This is a genomic window from Roseivivax marinus, from assembly GCF_900109705.1.
Lineage (GTDB): Bacteria > Pseudomonadota > Alphaproteobacteria > Rhodobacterales > Rhodobacteraceae > Roseivivax > Roseivivax marinus.
The window spans coordinates 1-17,703 of the sequence record NZ_FOAI01000014.1 but is presented as its reverse complement, the minus strand read 5'-3'; the positions used below and the strand labels follow the sequence as shown (position 1 = coordinate 17,703).

The window sequence follows — 17,703 nt, the reverse complement described above, 5'->3', positions numbered from 1 at the left end:
GTCATCCATCACACGAACGGCGCGTCCGCGCCCCAGATTTCCTGCACCCTTTCGTCGCGGCGGCAGGCATTGCGGTACTGCTCGTAGGCGTCCGCTCGGTCGATCCAGCCGAAGCGCGTCAGCGTGCGCTCGGTGCTCTTGTAGTAGCCCTGATGGTAGTCCTCGGCCTCGTAGAACGGGGTCGCGTCGATGATCGGCGTGACGACCTCGCGGCCAAGTTCCTGCTCTGCCGCCTGCTTTGCGGCCTCCGCATCGGCACGGGCCTCGGCGCTGTCGACGAAGATCGCGGTGCGGTAGCTGTTGCCCCGGTCGCAGAACTGGCCGCCGTCGTCGAACGGGTCGATCGAGCGGAAGAACAGGTCGTAGAGTTGCCGGCGCGAGACGGTGTTCGGATCGTATTCGATCTCGGCGGCCTCGTAGTGCCCGGTGCCGCCCGCGGTCACCTGCTTGTAGCTCGGGTTCTCGACGGTGCCGCCGGTATATCCCGAGACGACGTCGCCCACGCCCTCGACCTTTTCGAAGTCGGCTTCCACGCACCAGAAGCACCCCCCTGCGACGGTGATCTCGTCCGCGGAGGCGGCCGACCCGATCCCGACGGCTCCGGCGGCGATGGCAAGTGCGAATGCGGTCTGTCTCATGTCTGCGCTCCTCTCTGGGGGTGTGCAAAAGGTGGCGCGTGGCTGGCGAGCGGGCAACATGTGTCGCGGAATGTCACGCCAATATGAGCGTTCGTCATGAGTGTGTCGGTCGCGGTCCCGCTTTGCGCAGCCGAGCCCCTTTGGTCCGGTGCTTCCGGTTTCCGCCGTCCGGGTGCATACCGGGGCACGAGGAGACACAGCCGAGAAGGACCGACCATGAGCCATCCCGCCATCATCTGCGTTGCGATCACCGGGTCGCTGCCGACGAAGGCCGACAATCCCGCCGTGCCGATCACCGTGGAGGAGCAGGTCGAGAGCACGCGCGCGGCCTTCGAGGCGGGCGCCTCGATCGCGCACTGTCACGTGCGCGACGACGAGGGCAAACCGACCTCCGACCCCGAGCGCTTCGGCCGTCTGAAGGAGGGCATCGAGGCCGCGTGCCCCGGCATGATCGTCCAGCTTTCGACCGGCGGCCGGTCGGGCGCGGGCCAGGCGCGGGGCGGGATGCTGCCGTTGGCGCCCGACATGGCGTCGCTGTCGGTGGGATCGAACAACTTCCCCACCCGGGTTTACGAGAATCCGCCGGACCTTGTGGAGTGGCTCGCCTCCGAGATGCGGACCTACGGGGTGAAGCCCGAGATCGAGGCGTTCGACCTGTCGCATATCTACCAGGCCAAGCTGATGCACGACCGGGGCGAGATCACGGACAGGCCTTACGTCCAGTTCGTCATGGGCGTGAAGAACGCCATGCCCGCGGACCGGCGCGTGTTCGAGTTCTACGTTGATACGGTGAAGACCCTCTTTGGCGCCGACACGCCATGGTGCGCGGCCGGGATAGGGCGGCACCAGGCCGAGCTGAACGACTGGGCCGCTGAGCTGGGCGGACATCTGCGGACCGGGCTCGAGGACAACATCCGGCTCGACCGCAACACGCTGGCGCCGTCCAACGCCGCACTTGTCGAGCGCGCAGCCGAGGCCGTCGCCCGCCACGGCCGCCGCGTCGCAACGCCGCAGGACGCGCGCGACATGCTGGGGCTGTCGGCCGCCTGAGCCCTGCCCAAACCCTTTTGATGCGCGCCGTTTCGGCGGCGCGCATCGATGTCGCGGCACGGTGACGACCCGATCCCGAGAGGGCGCGCGTCCCTCACGCAGCCGTGCTGCCCCGGGATTTTTTCGGAACCTAATCCGCCGGGCATCTCTTCCGACAGTGTTGGAAGACAGATCCCGAGAAGTCCCATGTCCTCAGATGTCCCGTCCCGCCGTTCGGTGTTGACCGGCCTCGCCGTGCTGCCCGCGACCATCGCGCCCGCAGCCGCCGCCGAGGCCATTCCCGCGCCGAAGGCCGCCCGTCCCGATGGCAAGCCGCGCCACGACCCGGTCCTGTCCGACACCGATCACGTCCGGACCTATTACCAGCTCGCCCGCAGCTGAGTTCGAACCAGGAGGCCAGCTTGCTCAAACGTCGTACCGGACCGCGCGCCGCCCGCCCCGCCTTTTCCGCCGGACCTGACCGCGCCGGGTTCGATCGGCGCAGTTTCCTCAAGCGCTCCGGTCTCACCATCGGCGGTCTCAGTGCCATCGGCGCCAGCGGCGGGCTGGTTGCGCGCGCGCAGGAGCAGGATGAGCCGAGCCACGCCAACGTTCCCGAAGCCTCGCGCCACAAGACGATCTGCCCATTCTGCTCCGTCGGCTGCTCGATCTGGGCCGAGGTGCGTGACGGCGTATGGGTCGGGCAGGAACCGGCCTTCGAGAGCCCGATAAACCAGGGCACGCACTGCGCCAAGGGCGCCGCGACCCGCGAAGTCGCACTGGGCGAGCGCCGGCTGAAATACCCCCTCAAGCGTCAGAACGGAGAGTGGGTCCGGCTGTCGTGGGAGCAGGCGCTGGACGAGATCGGCAGCGAGCTCATGCGGATCCGCGAAGAGCATGGGCCCGACGCGGTTGAATGGCTCGGCTCGGCCAAGTTCTCGAACGAGATGTCCTACCTCTTCCGCAAGTTCGCGGCGCTCTGGGGCACCAACAACGTCGATCACCAGGCGCGGATCTGCCATTCGACCACAGTCGCAGGTGTGGCCAACACCTTCGGCTACGGCGCGATGACCAACTCGTTCAACGACATCCGCAAGTCGAAGTCGATCATCATCATCGGCGGCAACCCGGCCGAGGCGCACCCGGTTTCGATGCTGCACGTGCTGAACGGCAAGGAGAACGGCGCCAAGCTGATCGTCGTCGATCCGCGCTTCACCCGCACCGCTGCCCATGCCGACGAGTTCGTGCGGATCCGTCCCGGCGCCGACGTGGGCTTCATGTGGGGCCTCGCCAAGATCATCTTCGACAACGGCTGGGAGGACGAGGGCTTCCTCCGTCAGCGCGTGTTCGGCATCGAAAAGATCCGCGAGGAAGCGTCGCACTGGACCGAGGAAGAGGTCGAGCGCGTGTCGGGTATCCCGCCCGAGCAGCTTCACCGCATCGCGCGGACGCTGGCCGAGAACCGGCCCGGAACGCTGGTGTGGTGCATGGGCCTGACCCAGTCGACCATCGGCAACAACAAGACCCGGGCGGCATCGGTCCTGCAGTTGATCCTCGGCAATATCGGGGTTTCGGGCGGTGGCACCAACATCTTCCGCGGTCATGACAACGTGCAGGGCGCGACGGACCTCGGCGTCTCATGCGACACTCTACCGGCTTATTACGGCTTGAACGAAGGCGCCTGGAAGCACTGGGGCCGAGTGTGGGATCTCGACTACGACTGGCTCAAGGGCCGCTTTGCATCGAAGGACCTGATGGAGGCGCCGGGCATCCCGGTCAGCCGCTGGATGGACGGTGTGTTGGAAGAGGGCGAGGCCCTCGATCAACCGGCCCCGTTGAAGGCGGTGGTATTCTGGGGCCATGCCTCGAACAGCCAGACGCGTGGACCCGATCGCAAGGCGGCGTGGAAGGCCTCTGACCTGATCGTCGTCGTCGATCCCTACCCGACGCAGACGGCGGTGGACGCCGATCTCGAGGACGGGATGTACCTGCTGCCGTCCGGCACGACGCTGGAGATGGCCGGGTCGGTCACGAACTCCAACCGGTCGATCCAGTGGCGCGAAAAGGTCATCAACCCCGTTTTCGAGGCCAAGGCCGACACCGAGATCATATACCGTTTTGCCGATCGGCTGGGCTTCGCATCCGAGATGTTCAAGCACATCGCCGTGGATGACGGAGTGCCGAGCCCCGAGGACACGCTGCGCGAGATCAATCGCGGCACCTGGACCATCGGCTATACCGGCGCGAGCCCGGAACGCCTCAAGGCTCATATGGAGCAGCAGGACCGGTTCGACTCGATCACGTTGCAGGCCAAGGGCGGCAGCATCGACGGTGACTATTACTGCCTGCCCTGGCCGTCCTGGGGCACACCCGCACAGGGCCATCCGGGCACGCCGCTTCTCTATGACGTGTCTAAACCCGTCTCTGAAGGCGGCCTGCCGTTCCGCGCCCGCTGGGGCGTGGAGCACGAGGGTCAGAACCTCCTGGCCGAGGACAGCTGGACCAAGGGCTCCGAGATCGAAGACGGCTATCCCGAGATCACGGTCAACATGCTCGAAGCGCTCGGATGGGCGAACGAGCTGACCGACCGCGAGAAGCTGATGATCGTCGCGGTCGCAGCCGACCGGTTCCGCTGGGACATGTTCGAGATGTCCGACGATGACGTCTCGGGCGCCATGCGGGCGCTCGAGGAGGCCGTCCGCAACGAACAATCCGGCGACGGCGCACCGGCGCAGGTCGATGGGTCGTGGCAGAACTCTTCGCCCGACGGAGGCGACCGGATGCCGCCCGACGAGGCACGGTCGTTCTTTCCGAACTACCCCGACAACGCGTTGACGGCGATCGAGGCCTACCTTCAGGCCAACATCCAGAACGAGCCGACGGACGGCATGTCGTTGTCCGAGAAGATCGCGCGAGTGAACTGGAAGACCGACCTGTCGGGCGGCGTGCAGCGGGTGGCCATCGCCCACGGCCTTGCGCCCTTCGGGAACGGCAAGGCGCGGGCCGTCGTCTGGACCTTCCCCGACGAGGTGCCGCTCCACCGGGAGCCGCTCTACACCAACCGCCGGGATCTGCTGCCGGAGTACCAGACGTTCGAGGATCGCCGTGTGTGGCGCCTGCCGTCGCTTTATCGGTCGGTGCAGGAGGTGGACCACAGCCAAGAGTTCCCGCTCGCGCTGACCTCTGGCCGCCTTGTCGAATTCGAGGGCGGCGGCGACGAGACCCGGTCGAATCCGTGGCTGGCCGAGTTCCAGCAACAGATGTTCGCCGAGATCAATCCGAAGGACGCGGCCGACGCCGGTATCGAGGATGGCGGCTGGGTCTGGGTCGCGACGCCGGTGGGCCGGATCAAGGTGTCGGCGATGGTCACCAACCGGGTCGGTCCCGGCACGGTGTTCGTCCCGTTCCATTTCGCCGGCATGTGGATGGGCGAGGTCCACTACGACCGCTACCCCGAGGGCGCGATGCCATACGTCCACGGCGAAGCCGCGAACACCGCCCAGACCTACGGATACGACGTGGTGACCCAGATGCAGGAAACGAAGGCGACCCTGTGCCGCGTCGAGAAAGCCTGAAGTAAGGAGGCCGCATGGCCCGAGCGAAGTTTCTGTGCGACGCCGAGCGCTGTATCGAGTGCAACGCCTGTGCGACCGCCTGCAAGAACGAGCACGAGGTGCCCTGGGGGATCGTCCGGCGCCGGGTGGTGACGATCAACGACGGCGAGCCCGACGAGAAGTCCATCGCCACCTCGTGCATGCACTGCACCGATGCGCCCTGCGTGTCGGTTTGCCCGGTTTCGACCCTGTACCAGACCGATATCGGCGTGGTCCTGCATGACAAGGACACCTGCATCGGCTGCGGTTACTGCTTCTACGCGTGCCCGTTCGGCGCACCGCAGTTCCCCAAGGCCACGATGTTCGGCAGCCGCGGCAAGATGGACAAGTGCACCTACTGCGCCGGCGGTCCCGAAGAGGATCACTCCGAGGCGGAGTACCGCAAGTACGGGGCCAACCGCATCGCAGAGGGCAAGCTGCCAATCTGCGCCGAGGTCTGCTCGACCCGGGCGCTTCTGGCCGGTGACGGCGAGATGATCGGTGAAATCTACCGCGAGCGCGTGATCCACCGGGGCTATGGGTCGGGCGCGTGGGGCTGGAACACGGCCTATTATCCCGAGGAGGACGGAGCATGAGCGACAGCGCGGGCGGCGTCCGGGGCCGCGATTTCACCGGGTATCGCATCGCCGGCGCCATCGCCGCGCTGATCTTCCTGTTTCTGCTCGCCTGGCAGGTCGTGCTCCTGTTCGCGGCCGACTCCACCGTCCGGCCCGAAGTCGCGATCCGTGCGGCGGGCGACAGTCCCGGGATGCACAGCGGCATGATCGCCGCCGAGACGCTGGCCGCGCGCACCAGGCTCCTCGACGAACGTTTCCGCACCGGCCCGTCACCGGAGGCCGAGGTGCCCGCGCTGGCCGAAGGTCGCGCGAACCTAGATTCCGAGTCGATGACGGACGGCTCGGCCTACACCCGCGCCTGGTCCGTGCCGACCGAGGACGAGGCCGCGATGATGCATCAGCCGGACCGTATCGAGGGCATCTCGTCGCTGCCCTATTCCAACGCAGCGCTTTTCGAACGTCCTTTCGGGCGCGACTGGCGGATCGGCATGTCCGACATCATCACCCACATGGGCGCGCTGGCGATCCTCGGCATGGCGTTCCTGCTGTCGGCGGTCCTTGCCCTGCGAGGTCGCGTGCCGATCCGTCAGGGCAAGAGCGGCCGCCGCGTGCACCGGTTCGGCTTCGTCGAGCGGGGAACGCACTGGATGACCGCGCTCAGCTTCCTTGGCCTGTCCTTCACCGGTATCGCCATCGCCTACGGCGAGACCCTGTTCGTTCCGCTCGGCGAGCGGGCAATGGGCACGCTCGGTTGGTGGTCGACCTGGGGGCATGTCCTGTTCGCGCCTACCTTTTTCCTCGGCCTGATCGTGATGGCGGTCATGTGGACCGCCAAGAACCTGCCCTCGAAGCTCGACATCCAGTGGATCGCGAAGGGTGGCGGTTTCTTCTCGGACTCCGGTGACCATCCGCCCGCGCGCAAGTTCAATGCCGGCCAGAAGATGGTGTTCTGGTCCGCGATCCTGGGCGGCCTCATCATGGTGGCCACCGGCGTCACGCTGATGTTTCCCTATTACTGGCTCGACCTCGCGGGCATGAGCTGGGCCATGTTGATCCACGCGGCCATCGCGGTTCTGCTGATCGCCGTGTTCCTCGCGCACATCTACATCGGCTCGGTCGGGATGCACGGTGCCATCGATGCCATGTGGTCGGGCAAGGTGGACCGCAACTGGGCGGAAGAGCACCACAGCCTCTGGCTGCGCGAGGTCGACCCGAAGAAGGAGCGCACCCCATGAAGGCCTTCGTGACAGCAGTAGCGGTCGTGGGTTTCAGCGCGGTGCTGACCTACGTGGGCCTCGTGACCTTCGACCAAAGCACGGCGCAACGTTACGAGGACGGTTCGGTGGTGCTGCTCGATCACCCGACCTCGTGGGAGGTGGACTGACCATCGCCCACCCGACCGGGCCGGATGCGATCAGGAGGGCGTGAGCCCCTCTCGCTGTAACATCCGGATCACGGCGCGGCGCAGATCGTGCTCCGGCGCGCAGATCAGGTTGGACGAGCGCGCCGAGATTGCCGCGCCATCCAGCGCGGCCGGCATCTCGCGTCGCAGAACGCGCAGCATTTTCGGTGTCGCCAGGACGATCAGCCGCGAGAAGTCGCCCGCCACGAAGCGACGGGCCAGCATCTCCAGCGTCTCGCGGGCGAACTCGTGCATGTCCTTGCGGATCGGGTCCAGGTCGGTTTCGGGTTCGAGCCGCGGCGGTGTGCATTCCGGAGCCGGGGCGTCCAGCTCGGACAACGCTGCACGAAGATGACGGGCGGGCGCGCGGCAGATGATCTCTAGCGGGGCCGAAGCCGAAGCGCCGTCGAGGCCGCACAGCACACGGGCGCGGTTTCCGTTACAGACAAGGACCCAGGTCACGGACATGGTGATTTCCCACTCGGGCGCGCAGCGCAGCCTCTGTGCCATACGCCGTCCCTGCCTGCCGCGCATTGACGTCGCACAATGCGCCGCGCTGGACAGCCCGCGTTAGAGAGTTCCGCGAGCACCCAAACCTGTTACCATCGCAACCATCTGAACGGACGGGGAACCGGGTGCGGCGTGCCAGATGCCAGACGCGGTCGCCGGGCTCAGCCGAGGTGCGGCACGAGATGACAGTAGAGAACGACACCGCCACGTGCCGGAACCGCTTCGTCGACCTCCGGCAACGGGCCGACCTGACCGAGGACACGCGCCGCGCTCTGTCGGCCATGGCGCATGTGCGCCGCTATCATTCCGGCCAGACGGTGCTGTTCGATGGCGACGACAGCGACCTCGTGGGCAACGTGATCTCGGGTGTCTTGCGAATGCAGAAGACCCTCGCCGACGGCCGCCAGCATATCGTCGGCCTTCTGGTCGAGGGCGACATGTTCGGCCGGGTGTTCAATGGCGCACTGCATTTCTCGGTGGAGGCGGCCACCGACGCCGAGATCTGTGCCTATCCCCGCGCTCCCTTCGAAAAGCTGCTGACTCGTTCGCCGGACCTCGAGCGGGTGGTGATGCTCAACATTCTCAACGAACTCGACCGTGCCCGCGACTGGCTCATCATCCTGTCGAGCCAGAAGATCACCACGCGCATCGCCGGGTTCCTGGTGGTGATGTGTTCCCAGTTCGCGCGGGTCGATCACCTTGTCCGCAACAGCGAGTCCGGCCCCGTGGTGCATGTGCCCATCGGCCGAGGCGACCTTGCGCACCTGCTGGGGACGCGCCCCGAATCCGTGTCCCGTGCATTTCACGCGCTGGCCCGCGACGGTGTGATCGCGCTGCTGAAGCCGGACCTGATCCGCATCCTCGATATGGAGGCGTTGGTCGCCGAGGCCGGGGACGAGGATCTTGGCGGGACGCCGAACCTGAAAGAGACCCTGCAACTCCGGCCCCCGCGGAGCTGACCGCCCGCGCGCAACCGCGGCACAGGGTCAGGGATGGGGCCGGTCGAACACCATGTTCCCTCGCGCCACGAGGTCCACGAAGGCGCACACGTCGTCGTGCTGGGTCAGATGACGCCAGGCTTTCAGCGCGAATCGGTGGGGCGCCATGAACAGGTAGGGGGCGTTGATCTCGTCGAACACGATCTTCCGGTCGGGCAGGGCAGAGGTGTCCAGCCGCGCGCGCTCGGCCTCGGGAAGGAACATGATCTGCAACCCGAACGCCAGGTATTCCGCGGTGACGACGCAGCTTTCCATCGGGCACGGTCGGTCGGCATAGGCCGCGTGGACCAGTTCGTGCAGGATGATGCTGTCGAAGAACGCCTCTGCCGAGACGGGCGCGAAGAGGGGCGAGGTCGCCTGATGCACAGCCATTGAGGCGGGGTCGAGAACCTCGATGCAACGTCCATCGACGTGATAGAGACCGTAGCAGGCGTTTTCGAGCGCCGCAGCGGTCGAGATCGTCACCGTCCCTGACAGCGGCAGCGCGCAGGCGGCCAGCTGTATCGCCGCTGCGTCGGCCGCGCCGCAGATCCGGTCCGACAGTTCGGGCGTGGCTCCCTCGACCGACAGCCCGGGCGTTTCGCAGGGCACCGTGTCGGGCACCGCCGCGCCGCCGGAGAAGAGAAAGACGGGCGCGGCGGCCAGAAGGCCACGGCGGATCATTCCTGGATCGATTCGAGGTAGTAGGCGATCGACAGGATCCGTCCGCGCGCGGCGATCTCGGCAGCGTATGGACCTGACGCTTCGGCGACGGGCTCAGTGAACCTTTCTCCCCAAAGCGGCATGTTCGTTCCGTGAGCGCGCATCCCGCTGCGTCCGTCAATGATGTGAATGACATCAAGCATCGGGAAGGATCCGTCATGGCGTGCGGCGATCCCGGTAAGGTCGGGCATCTCGATGGTCAGGAGGTCGGCCAGCTCGCCCTGTCCCTTGCCGTATTCGCCGTGACAGACGGCGCAATTGGCCATGAACTCGGCATGTCCGGCCTCGTCGGCGCCTGCCGGGATGGCGAGACAGCCGACAAGGAGCGAGGTCAGCGCGAAGACGGGTCTCATCGGATCGATCCTTTCGGTTGCAGGGGTGTGGAACCACCGTGCGCCCGTCGGGCGGTGCGATCATTGACCGCGGTCAACGGTTTAGGCTGAACGGGTTTCAGGCCGGACAGCCGCGCCCCAGAAGATCGAGCCCCGAGGCCAGGTGATCGGCAAGGTGCGGCGTGCCGCAGAGGTAATCCGCCGTCCGTCCGTTGCGCTCGTCCTCCGCGATCTGGCGTAGCTCTGCCCAGTCGCCTCCGTCCCGGCCAAGCCACATGAGCGCGACGAGATCGACGCGGGCTTCGATTCCGAGGTCATGGATGACCGAGCGCAGTTCCAGATCGGCCGGGTCGTCGCCGCGATCTTCGAGCACCGAGAGGCGGACATCTTCCTCGTCGGGCTCGTCGTCGTCACCGCTGCTCGCGGTCTTGCCCATAAGGTCGTGCGCAAGGTCGATGATCGCGCACACGGTGTCGAGGGGGATGGACAGTTCGATCTCGCTGACGTCTGTGGCTTCGGGCGCGTCGATTTTGGCCAGCGGGTCCTCAGTGGTGGTGAGAGCGGGATGTCGCGGGCTATCGGATGTCATGACCGTCCGCTCCTTGCGTGATGTACCTGGGGCCGGAGTTCCGTCAGGGTGGACGGCACGCCAGTCCGGCGCATTGATATCCGTCATCGGAACAGCTCATGACGTTCCGCTCTCTTCCGCCTCCTGAGGCGTGTCGAATGGAAGGGCCACGATAGCGCCGACGCCCAGAAGCAGGGCGGCGAAATTCAGCACCCAGCCGAGCACGGGGATGAAGTTCAGCAGCATGGCGACCGCCAGTCCCGCCGCCAGGGCGCCAGTGCGCATCGCGGTGCCAGGCGTCGCGCTGTCACCGGCCATTGCCGAGAGCATTCGCATAGAGATGGCGTAGACGCCCATCAGGTAGCCCGCCATCCACAGCAACACGATGGCCATCAGCATCACCGGGATCAGCGGAATACCGATCACCGATAGCGCGAGGATCGGCACGAGACCGAACGCGGTCCCGAGCCCGGCGAGACCGATCATGAACGTCAGCGCGGGCCGGGTGGCGATCCGGGCGTCAAGGGATCCGACTGTGTCCGGAACGAAGGTCAAAAATAGCGCCCCCGCCACGAGAAAGAACACATAGCCTATCAGGGCGCTGCCGATCATCGCGCCACGTCCCGGCATTGACCAGTCGGGGTGCCGGTCGCCGCGTACGCCGTCATGTCTCGCGTCGAACGGATTGAAGGTGACCCGCTCGCCCGGGACCACAGAAGCGGGGATATCGATGGGTTCCGGCGCGCTGTAGGTCAGCTGCCCTCCGATGCGGGCCGCCTCGCCGAAGCTCAGCGCGCCGCTGCTCAGGCGGACGTCGCCCTCCACCGGCGCGTCAAGCGTCACCTCGCCACCGGCCACCACCAGCGCACCCGACACCGGCCCGCGAATCTCGACGGACCCGCCAGAGAGCCGCACGTTGCCGGCGACGGCTGCTGCCGGGCCGGTTTCGACCGAAAAGCCGCTGACCGAGAGGTCTCCGCCGACCTCGGCCTCGATCGCGACCCGCCCACCGAAGGCCGAGAGATCTCCGCCCACGGACTGGCTGACAGTGACCGCCGCGCCAGAGAGCATGGCGTCGTCGGCGACCGGGGCAGTTACACGCAACCGGAACCCGGTGGCGATCAGGTCTCGGCCCGCTGCGGGAATGGCGTCCTCGGACGCGCCGGCGACGTAGAGATCACCCCCGGCCAGCATGGTGTCCGCCTGTGCAGGGCGCGGGGCGGAAAGGCCGAGAAGGCAGAAGAGAAGTAGGAGATGACGCATGGCGGCTGTCCTGTATGGTCGGGACAGCTTCGCCGATCGAGACCTGCGAGACATTGACGGCGGTCAAGGCGGCCGGTCAGCCGAAGGGCGGCGTTCCTCCATGCGTGCGAAGCCGGGCATACCGCGCGTGTTTCACGTGACACACCTAAGTGCGACGTGCGGCGGATCAGTCTCTGATGAGGGCGCAAATCACGCGTGACGGCTGTCACGGCACCTGCCGCAGGGGCGGGGGGTCCTGGATCGTTTCGAGGTATCGCGTTACCGCGAGGAGGGATTCCGGGACCGTTGTCGTCTGCCCGTTTCCGGTGTCGAAGATGACGCGAGGCCCCTCGGTCAGCGCGGGGATCACCGGCATCCCGGGGCGTGGCTCGGTCGTTTTCGTGTAGCCGTCGACGATCGACATGACCTCGAGCATCGGCCAGACGCCACCCCTTCGCGCGGCGATCCGGGTGAGGTCCGCAGGCGGTGTGCCGGTTCCATCGGCGGCAGGGCCGTCGCCTCGGCCGCCCGCCCCGTGGCAGGCTGCGCAATTGTCTTGGAACGTGGCCTGCCCAAGAGAGGTGTCGATCACGGGCTCCTCTGCCACGCAGGCGGCAACGGCCACCACAAGAGGCAGCAGGATCGTTTGGATGCGCATGGTCCGGCTCCGTGTCGCGGCGGTCGTATTACCGCTCTAGCCCGACCAAGGTCCGGTGGCCTTGATCCGGATCAAGGCGGTGGCGTCGCGCCGACAATAGAATGACCCCGAACAAGCGGCAGGAGGTCTGGATGAACGAGATGAGTGCGACACCGAAAACGGAAGCCGGGACCGCGGCGACAATGCCCTGGGCCATATCCCCGGAGGATTGGCCCGGCCTGCGCGCGGCCGAGGCGTGGATGCAGATCGGCAGCGAGGCGTGGACCTTCTGGGCCGACCGTATTCGCGCCGACGTGCAAACCGAGCGCGAGCTGGTCCACTGCACCAACCCGATCGACGCGCAGGTGGTGCTGATGCGGCATGTGCACAAGATGATGGAGGACTATCACCGAGAGGCCGGGCGACTGGTCCAGATGCTGCACACGGTGCCGGGCGCGGCCGCGGTGATGGACGAGTAGCACGGGACCATGGCGACGCTCCGCCGGGCCTGACGGCTCCGGCCGTCGCAACTGCGGCCCGGAGCCAAATTAGCCTTATACAGGGTCGAATCTCTGGACAGGCTACGCCAACGGAGTCGCCCCTTACTGCCCCTACCGGTGCGATACTTCAGTCCCCGGAACACCACGGGGATCGCGCCTTTATGCGGGTCGAGGCGGAGGCACGATTGCGCTGGATCAATGCGGGCGCCGCGAGCGGTCGGCAGTGTTCCCGGAGACAAAATGCGTCTGTGCGGCCCGGGAGGCGCTTATGGCATCCATCCTTGTCGTCCTCGGCCATCCTGACGGCGCGGGCCGCCATTACTGCGACGGCCTGGTGCAGGCCTATGCAGCGGGCGCGCGGGCAGGCGGCCACCAGGTCGAGGTCATCGACATCGGCGCAGAGGCGGTGTCGTTCCTGCATTCGCGCGCGGAGTGGACCGGGGGCGACCCGCCGGACTTCGTGCCGGCCGCACAGGCCGCGATCCGTTCCGCCGAACACATCGTCTTCGTCTATCCGCTCTGGCTCGGTTCCATGCCGGCGAAGCTGAAGGCATGGCTCGAGCATGTAATGCGACCGCGTTTCGTCGGGCTGGAGGCCGACGGGCGCTTTCGCCGGCTGCTGCGGGGCCGGTCGGCGCGGGTTATCGTGACCATGGCAATGCCCGCCCCGGCCTACCGCTTCTGGTTCGGGGCGTTCTCGTTGCGCAGCTTCGACCGCAACGTGCTGCGGTTCGTCGGCATCGCGCCTGTCCGCTGGACGCTGATCGGCGGGGTCGAGGCATCTGAGGCGCGCCGCGCGCGGGCGCTCGACCGGGTGATGCGGCTGGGTCGGGCCGGCCGCTGAAGGTCGTGCGCGATTGATCGAGCGCAAGGAGCGACCCGCGCCGCGGGCGTATCTTCGGGGAGACCGGACGCGGCAGAGGATCCGCGCCCCACATCCTGGAGACCCGGAATGACCACCAAGACCCTTGCCGTCATCCTGTTCACCCGCGCCGAGGCCGAGTGGCTGGCACCCGCCGCGTGCGAGCTAGCCCGCGGGCTCGATGCCCACCTGATCGGAGTGGTGCCCGTGCTGCCGTTCTTCGTCCACGACGCGGCAGGATTCGACCCGGTGGTCATCCCGACCATCGCCAAATGGCAGACAGAGGAAACAGACGCGATCCGCGCCCTGTTCGAGGAGGCCGTACGACGCGCGGATGTGCGCGGCGAGTTCCGGGCGCAGGAGCGCGTTGCCGCCCCGACAGAGGAATTCGCATTGGCCGCCACGCGTGCCGCGGACGTCATCGTCATGGCGCCGAAAGGGGACGGAGGCTCGTCCGAGCCGACCGACCGCTTGCGCGCTCCGATCATCCGGCTCTCGGGACGCCCGGTGTTGATCATGCCGCGCGATGCCGCGCTGACCGCCGCGCCGTCCCGTCTGCTGATCGGCTGGAGCGACACGCGCGAGGCCACCCGCGCCGCGCACGACGCCCTGACGCTCGCCGCGCCGGGGGCCCGGATCGATCTGCTGGCGGTCCGCAGTGGCCGCGCCGAGGTCCACGCAATGGACGCGCGTCAGGACTTTGCAGCCGCCCTCGACCGCCTGGGCTACAGCGCCGAACTGATCGACCGCGACGGCCCGGCCGGAGAGATTTCGCGCACGCTGATGGAGGTCGCGACCGAGCGCGATGCCGAGCTTGTCGTCACCGGGGCGTTCGGCCATTCCGCGGTCTACGACTTCGTCATCGGCGCGGTCACGAGCGACCTGCTCGACGCGCCGAAACGTCCGGTCTTGCTGTCGAAGTGAGCCCGCGTCGCCCCGACCCCGTTTTGACAGGGATCAAGGCGGACGGGGTTGGCGCGGTCCAGACTGGGCGAAGACAGGAACGGAGGTGCCCGACATGACGCTCAGAACCCTCGCCGCCGTCTTTACCACGGTGGAAACCCCGGATCGCCTCGCGCGGGAGGCCGCGGCGCTGGCGCGGCGGCTCGACGCGCATCTCCTCGGGATCACGGTGACCTCGGATCCGCGCTATTACCCGACGCTCGACGGCTACATGGCTACCGAGGTCCTGGCCGAGATCGACAGGCGACAGGAGCGCAAGGCCGAGACGATTCTAGAGGTCTTCGACGCCGCCGTGAAGGCCGAGGACGTCAGGGGCGAATGGCGCGTGGGGCGTGCAGGGATGCAGACCGTGGCCGAGCGCATCCTCGAATCGGGTCGCGGTTCCGACATGTTGGTGATGACCCGGCCCGAGAGCTACGTGCATCAGCTCGACGACATCCAGGAGCAGGTGATCCGGGGGCTGGGCCGGCCGGTCCTTATGCTGCCGCACGGCGCCACGCTCGAGAATGTGTGCAAGCGGGCCATGATCGGCTGGAGTCCGACACGCGAGGCCGCGCGCGCCGCCTTCGACGCGTTGATGCTGCTGGAACCGGGCGCCGAGATGACGCTTCTGAACGTGGGCGCGACCAGCGCGCACGACCTTGCCGACGGGCCGATGAACGATCTTGCCGTCGGGCTCACCCGGCACGGCGTGTCCGTGAATGTCGTCCACCGCGAGCCGGGTGCCCGGCACATCGGGCAGGTGATCCTCGACGAGGCGCGCGAGGTCGGCGCGGGTTTCATCGCCACCGGCGCCTTCGGTCACTCCCGGGCCTACGACTTCGTCATCGGGGCCGTCACCCGCGAGCTTCTCACCGACAGCGCGCTGCCGGTGATGTTCTCCAAGTGAGGGGGCGCCCGAGGGGAAACGCCCAAGGAGGACAGGCATGACCGACACCGCACGACGCCTTTATCTGCAAGCCTACCGCCGCTGGCTTGACGCCGACGCAGCTTGGCAGCATGCGTTGACCGAGGCCGAGCGTCTCGTGCCCGGGATCGCCACGCGACACGCATGGCCGCTGGGTCATGGCGGATCGCGTGTGCGCGGCGCCTACGAGCGGCGCGCGCGTGCAATCGACGTGCTGCACCGTGCCCGGCTGATCTACCTGGCAAGCGAGCGGCACGCGCGCGGCGGCCGGGCGCGCACCCTTTTCCTGCTGCGCATGCCGGATGCGGGCTGATTGTCGCCCGCCCGCCCACCGGTTTCCCACGAAAGGTTCGTCCATGACCCTGCTACGCCTCGCGATCGTGTTCCTGTCCCTCCCCGGTCTTGCCATCGCGCAAGAGGACGATGCGCCGTCGCCCGAGCGCGGCCGATCCGTCTACGACGTTTTCTGCCAAAGCTGCCACGGCACCGCGGCGCGGGGTGACGGCGACTTTGCCGACCTCCTGTCGGTCCAGCCCGCCGACCTGACCACGATCGCGGAAAGGAATGGCGGTGCGTTTCCGGCCGAGGCCGTGCAACAGACCATCGACGGTCGCGCCGAGGTGCGCGGCCATGGGGTGATCATGCCGGTGTTCGGACCGCTCTTCGACCGAGGACCCGCACGTCGGCCGATCGGGACCGGGGCGCCCGTGGTGAACAAGGGCTCGGTCGCCGACCTTGTCGCGTTTATCGAAACCATCCAGCGCACCGAATGAATCGCGATGCAAAGCCCGCGCTCGAGCACGGGCATGGACGAGACGAGATCGCCGCGCGGCTGTCGGCGGCCCGCAGCCCGGGGCACCTCGGTGACGCTGTCTACGGTGCCATCGACGGCGCCGTGACCACCTTCGCCATCGTGGCGGGCGTCCAGGGTGCCGGGCTGCCGACTTCGGTCATCGTCATCCTCGGCCTCGCCAACGTGCTTGCCGACGGCGTGTCCATGGCGCTGGGCAACTTCACGGCCACGCGCACCGAGGCGGACGAGGTCGCCCGCATTCGCACTATCGAGGCCCGCCACATCGAGCGTGTGCCGGAGGGCGAGCGCGAGGAGCTGCGTCAGATTCTCGCGGCAAAGGGGCTCGAGGGCCAGGTGCTGGCAGATGCGGTGACGGCGATCTCGCGCCGGCGCGAAAGCTGGATCGACCTCATGGTCACCGACGAATACGGTCGCAGCCTGTCGCCGCCGCGGGCCGGGATGTCGGCGGGCGTAACCTTCGTGGCTTTTCTCGCCGCCGGGGCGGTGCCGCTGTTGCCGTTCGTCCTGCCACTCGAGGCGCCCTTCGCCGCTTCGGCGATCGCCACTGCCGCCACCTTCTTCACGATCGGCGCACTCAAAAGCCGATGGTCGTTGCGCTCGTGGTGGCGTGCGGGCGCCGAGACACTCGCCATCGGCGGCACCGCGGCAGCGGTCGCCTACGCGGTTGGCACGCTCCTGAGCGGTTTTGCGGCACCCCCGGGGTGACACGCGAAAGCCATTCACGATTGATGCAGCGCAAGACGTGAGTCGGGCCGGTGGCTTACGATGAAAGTGCACACGCGAGCGGTCCGGAGACACTCATGACACTGAAACTCGTCTGCCTGTCCTGCGGCCAGGGCAACCGTGTCCCCGAGACGCGGCGCGAGGCCGGCCCGAAATGTGGGTCATGCGGCACACCGCTTTTGTCCGCAGCGCCGGTCGAGGTGACGCTTCCAATCCTGCAAAAGGCGATCCGCATCGACACGCTGCCACTGGTCGTGGATTTTTGGGCCGAATGGTGCGGCCCCTGCCGGATGATGGCACCTGCCTTCGCCGGTGCCGCCAAGACACTCGGCTCCCGCGCCCGCTTTGCCAAGCTCGACACGCAGGCCCACCCGGAGGCGGGCGCGATCTACGGCATCCGTGGGATCCCGCTCATGATCGCCTTTCGCAACGGCGGCGAGGTTCGCCGACAGGTTGGCGCCCTGCCGCAGGACGCCATCGTCGAGTGGGCATCAGGTCTCGCCGATGCACATTCGGCCGACCGCGCGTGACCTCTCAAACGTGCACACCCCGCACCGATCCAAACGGCTGAAGCCAGCCGGACCTGGTCGAGAAACCATCCATGTTGGAAGTGGTGCCGGTGATAGGACGCGCTTCGCGAGCTTGTTCCTGTTACAGGCACCGCCAAAGCCGTTTTGGTCAGCAAAACAAGGAATATCCGGTCCG

Annotated in this window: 22 protein-coding genes; 15 read left to right on the top strand and 7 right to left on the bottom strand. The window is 67.2% G+C overall.

The genetic code is table 11. The annotated features are described in order from the left end of the window. Nucleotides 1-8 precede the first annotated feature (8 nt). Complete coding sequence (gene msrA / locus BMX29_RS15410; protein ID WP_092814525.1) at nucleotides 9-638, bottom strand: peptide-methionine (S)-S-oxide reductase MsrA; 630 nt, start codon at nucleotides 636-638, stop codon at nucleotides 9-11. Between the two features lie 216 nt (nucleotides 639-854). Between msrA and BMX29_RS15405 the strand changes: the two genes are divergently transcribed. The 6 genes from BMX29_RS15405 (at nucleotide 855) to BMX29_RS19310 (ending at nucleotide 7,222) form a co-directional block, all read left to right on the top strand. Next, nucleotides 855-1,688, top strand: coding sequence for a 3-oxoadipate:acetyl-CoA acetyltransferase (locus BMX29_RS15405; protein ID WP_092814522.1), 834 nt, complete (start codon nucleotides 855-857; stop codon nucleotides 1,686-1,688). Nucleotides 1,689-1,874: 186 nt separating this feature from the next. Continuing rightward, nucleotides 1,875-2,069 carry a hypothetical protein gene (locus BMX29_RS15400; protein ID WP_092814519.1) on the top strand — a complete coding sequence of 65 codons (195 nt, stop codon included), beginning with the start codon at nucleotides 1,875-1,877 and terminating at the stop codon, nucleotides 2,067-2,069. Nucleotides 2,070-2,089: 20 nt separating this feature from the next. After that, nucleotides 2,090-5,242, top strand: a complete 3,153-nt coding sequence (locus tag BMX29_RS15395) for a formate dehydrogenase subunit alpha (RefSeq protein ID WP_244889259.1) — start codon at nucleotides 2,090-2,092, stop codon at nucleotides 5,240-5,242. 14 nt (nucleotides 5,243-5,256) lie between these two features. Next, nucleotides 5,257-5,856, top strand: coding sequence for a formate dehydrogenase FDH3 subunit beta (gene fdh3B / locus BMX29_RS15390; RefSeq protein ID WP_043844159.1), 600 nt, complete (start codon nucleotides 5,257-5,259; stop codon nucleotides 5,854-5,856). Continuing rightward, complete coding sequence (locus BMX29_RS15385; protein WP_092814516.1) at nucleotides 5,853-7,073, top strand: formate dehydrogenase subunit gamma; 1,221 nt, start codon at nucleotides 5,853-5,855, stop codon at nucleotides 7,071-7,073. Before fdh3B ends, BMX29_RS15385 begins: the two co-directional genes overlap by 4 nt. Continuing rightward, a complete protein-coding gene (locus BMX29_RS19310) occupies nucleotides 7,070-7,222 on the top strand; it encodes a hypothetical protein (RefSeq protein WP_175471209.1) in 153 nt (50 codons plus the stop codon). Before BMX29_RS15385 ends, BMX29_RS19310 begins: the two co-directional genes overlap by 4 nt. A gap of 30 nt (nucleotides 7,223-7,252) precedes the next feature. Here the strand turns inward: BMX29_RS19310 and BMX29_RS15380 are convergent, their stop codons facing one another. Beyond that, complete coding sequence (locus tag BMX29_RS15380; RefSeq protein WP_051487667.1) at nucleotides 7,253-7,750, bottom strand: baeRF12 domain-containing protein; 498 nt, start codon at nucleotides 7,748-7,750, stop codon at nucleotides 7,253-7,255. Nucleotides 7,751-7,932: 182 nt separating this feature from the next. Here BMX29_RS15380 and BMX29_RS15375 point away from each other — a divergent pair, with 182 nt between their 5' ends. After that, entirely contained in the window at nucleotides 7,933-8,709 is a 777-nt protein-coding gene (locus BMX29_RS15375; protein ID WP_092814514.1) for a Crp/Fnr family transcriptional regulator, read from the top strand. A gap of 27 nt (nucleotides 8,710-8,736) precedes the next feature. Here BMX29_RS15375 and BMX29_RS15370 read toward each other — a convergent pair whose 3' ends face one another. The 5 genes from BMX29_RS15370 to BMX29_RS15350 all read right to left on the bottom strand — a co-directional run bounded on the left by BMX29_RS15370 (nucleotide 8,737) and on the right by BMX29_RS15350 (nucleotide 12,250). Continuing rightward, a complete protein-coding gene (locus BMX29_RS15370) occupies nucleotides 8,737-9,411 on the bottom strand; it encodes a DUF6639 family protein (protein ID WP_092814511.1) in 675 nt (224 codons plus the stop codon). Further along, nucleotides 9,408-9,803: a c-type cytochrome gene (locus BMX29_RS15365; RefSeq protein ID WP_092814508.1), complete on the bottom strand. Its 396-nt coding sequence runs from the start codon at nucleotides 9,801-9,803 to the stop codon at nucleotides 9,408-9,410. The genes BMX29_RS15370 and BMX29_RS15365 overlap by 4 nt, the downstream gene beginning before the upstream one ends. Before the next feature lie 97 nt (nucleotides 9,804-9,900). Continuing rightward, nucleotides 9,901-10,371, bottom strand: coding sequence for a DUF3775 domain-containing protein (locus BMX29_RS15360; protein WP_175471208.1), 471 nt, complete (start codon nucleotides 10,369-10,371; stop codon nucleotides 9,901-9,903). Nucleotides 10,372-10,467: 96 nt separating this feature from the next. After that, nucleotides 10,468-11,613 carry a DUF8173 domain-containing protein gene (locus BMX29_RS15355; RefSeq protein ID WP_092814502.1) on the bottom strand — a complete coding sequence of 382 codons (1,146 nt, stop codon included), beginning with the start codon at nucleotides 11,611-11,613 and terminating at the stop codon, nucleotides 10,468-10,470. 205 nt (nucleotides 11,614-11,818) lie between these two features. Further along, entirely contained in the window at nucleotides 11,819-12,250 is a 432-nt protein-coding gene (locus BMX29_RS15350; protein ID WP_092814500.1) for a c-type cytochrome, read from the bottom strand. Between the two features lie 101 nt (nucleotides 12,251-12,351). Between BMX29_RS15350 and BMX29_RS15345 the strand changes: the two genes are divergently transcribed. The 8 genes from BMX29_RS15345 to BMX29_RS15310 all read left to right on the top strand — a co-directional run bounded on the left by BMX29_RS15345 (nucleotide 12,352) and on the right by BMX29_RS15310 (nucleotide 17,528). Beyond that, nucleotides 12,352-12,708 (top strand): hypothetical protein, encoded by a 357-nt coding sequence (locus tag BMX29_RS15345; protein WP_092814497.1) that lies wholly within the window; start codon nucleotides 12,352-12,354, stop codon nucleotides 12,706-12,708. A gap of 289 nt (nucleotides 12,709-12,997) precedes the next feature. Then, nucleotides 12,998-13,573 (top strand): NAD(P)H-dependent oxidoreductase, encoded by a 576-nt coding sequence (locus BMX29_RS15340; RefSeq protein ID WP_092814494.1) that lies wholly within the window; start codon nucleotides 12,998-13,000, stop codon nucleotides 13,571-13,573. 108 nt (nucleotides 13,574-13,681) lie between these two features. Then, nucleotides 13,682-14,515 carry a universal stress protein gene (locus BMX29_RS15335; protein ID WP_092814491.1) on the top strand — a complete coding sequence of 278 codons (834 nt, stop codon included), beginning with the start codon at nucleotides 13,682-13,684 and terminating at the stop codon, nucleotides 14,513-14,515. 94 nt (nucleotides 14,516-14,609) lie between these two features. After that, complete coding sequence (locus BMX29_RS15330) at nucleotides 14,610-15,443, top strand: universal stress protein (protein WP_175471207.1); 834 nt, start codon at nucleotides 14,610-14,612, stop codon at nucleotides 15,441-15,443. Nucleotides 15,444-15,480: 37 nt separating this feature from the next. Further along, a complete protein-coding gene (locus BMX29_RS15325) occupies nucleotides 15,481-15,774 on the top strand; it encodes a hypothetical protein (protein WP_092814485.1) in 294 nt (97 codons plus the stop codon). A 43-nt stretch (nucleotides 15,775-15,817) separates the two neighbouring features. After that, nucleotides 15,818-16,234 (top strand): c-type cytochrome, encoded by a 417-nt coding sequence (locus tag BMX29_RS15320; protein ID WP_092814482.1) that lies wholly within the window; start codon nucleotides 15,818-15,820, stop codon nucleotides 16,232-16,234. Then, the gene (locus BMX29_RS15315; RefSeq protein ID WP_092814480.1) at nucleotides 16,231-16,980 is read left to right on the top strand and encodes a VIT1/CCC1 transporter family protein; all 750 of its coding nucleotides are present in this window, start codon (nucleotides 16,231-16,233) and stop codon (nucleotides 16,978-16,980) included. Before BMX29_RS15320 ends, BMX29_RS15315 begins: the two co-directional genes overlap by 4 nt. A 95-nt stretch (nucleotides 16,981-17,075) precedes the next feature. After that, complete coding sequence (locus tag BMX29_RS15310; RefSeq protein ID WP_092814478.1) at nucleotides 17,076-17,528, top strand: thioredoxin domain-containing protein; 453 nt, start codon at nucleotides 17,076-17,078, stop codon at nucleotides 17,526-17,528. Nucleotides 17,529-17,703: the final 175 nt, after the last annotated feature.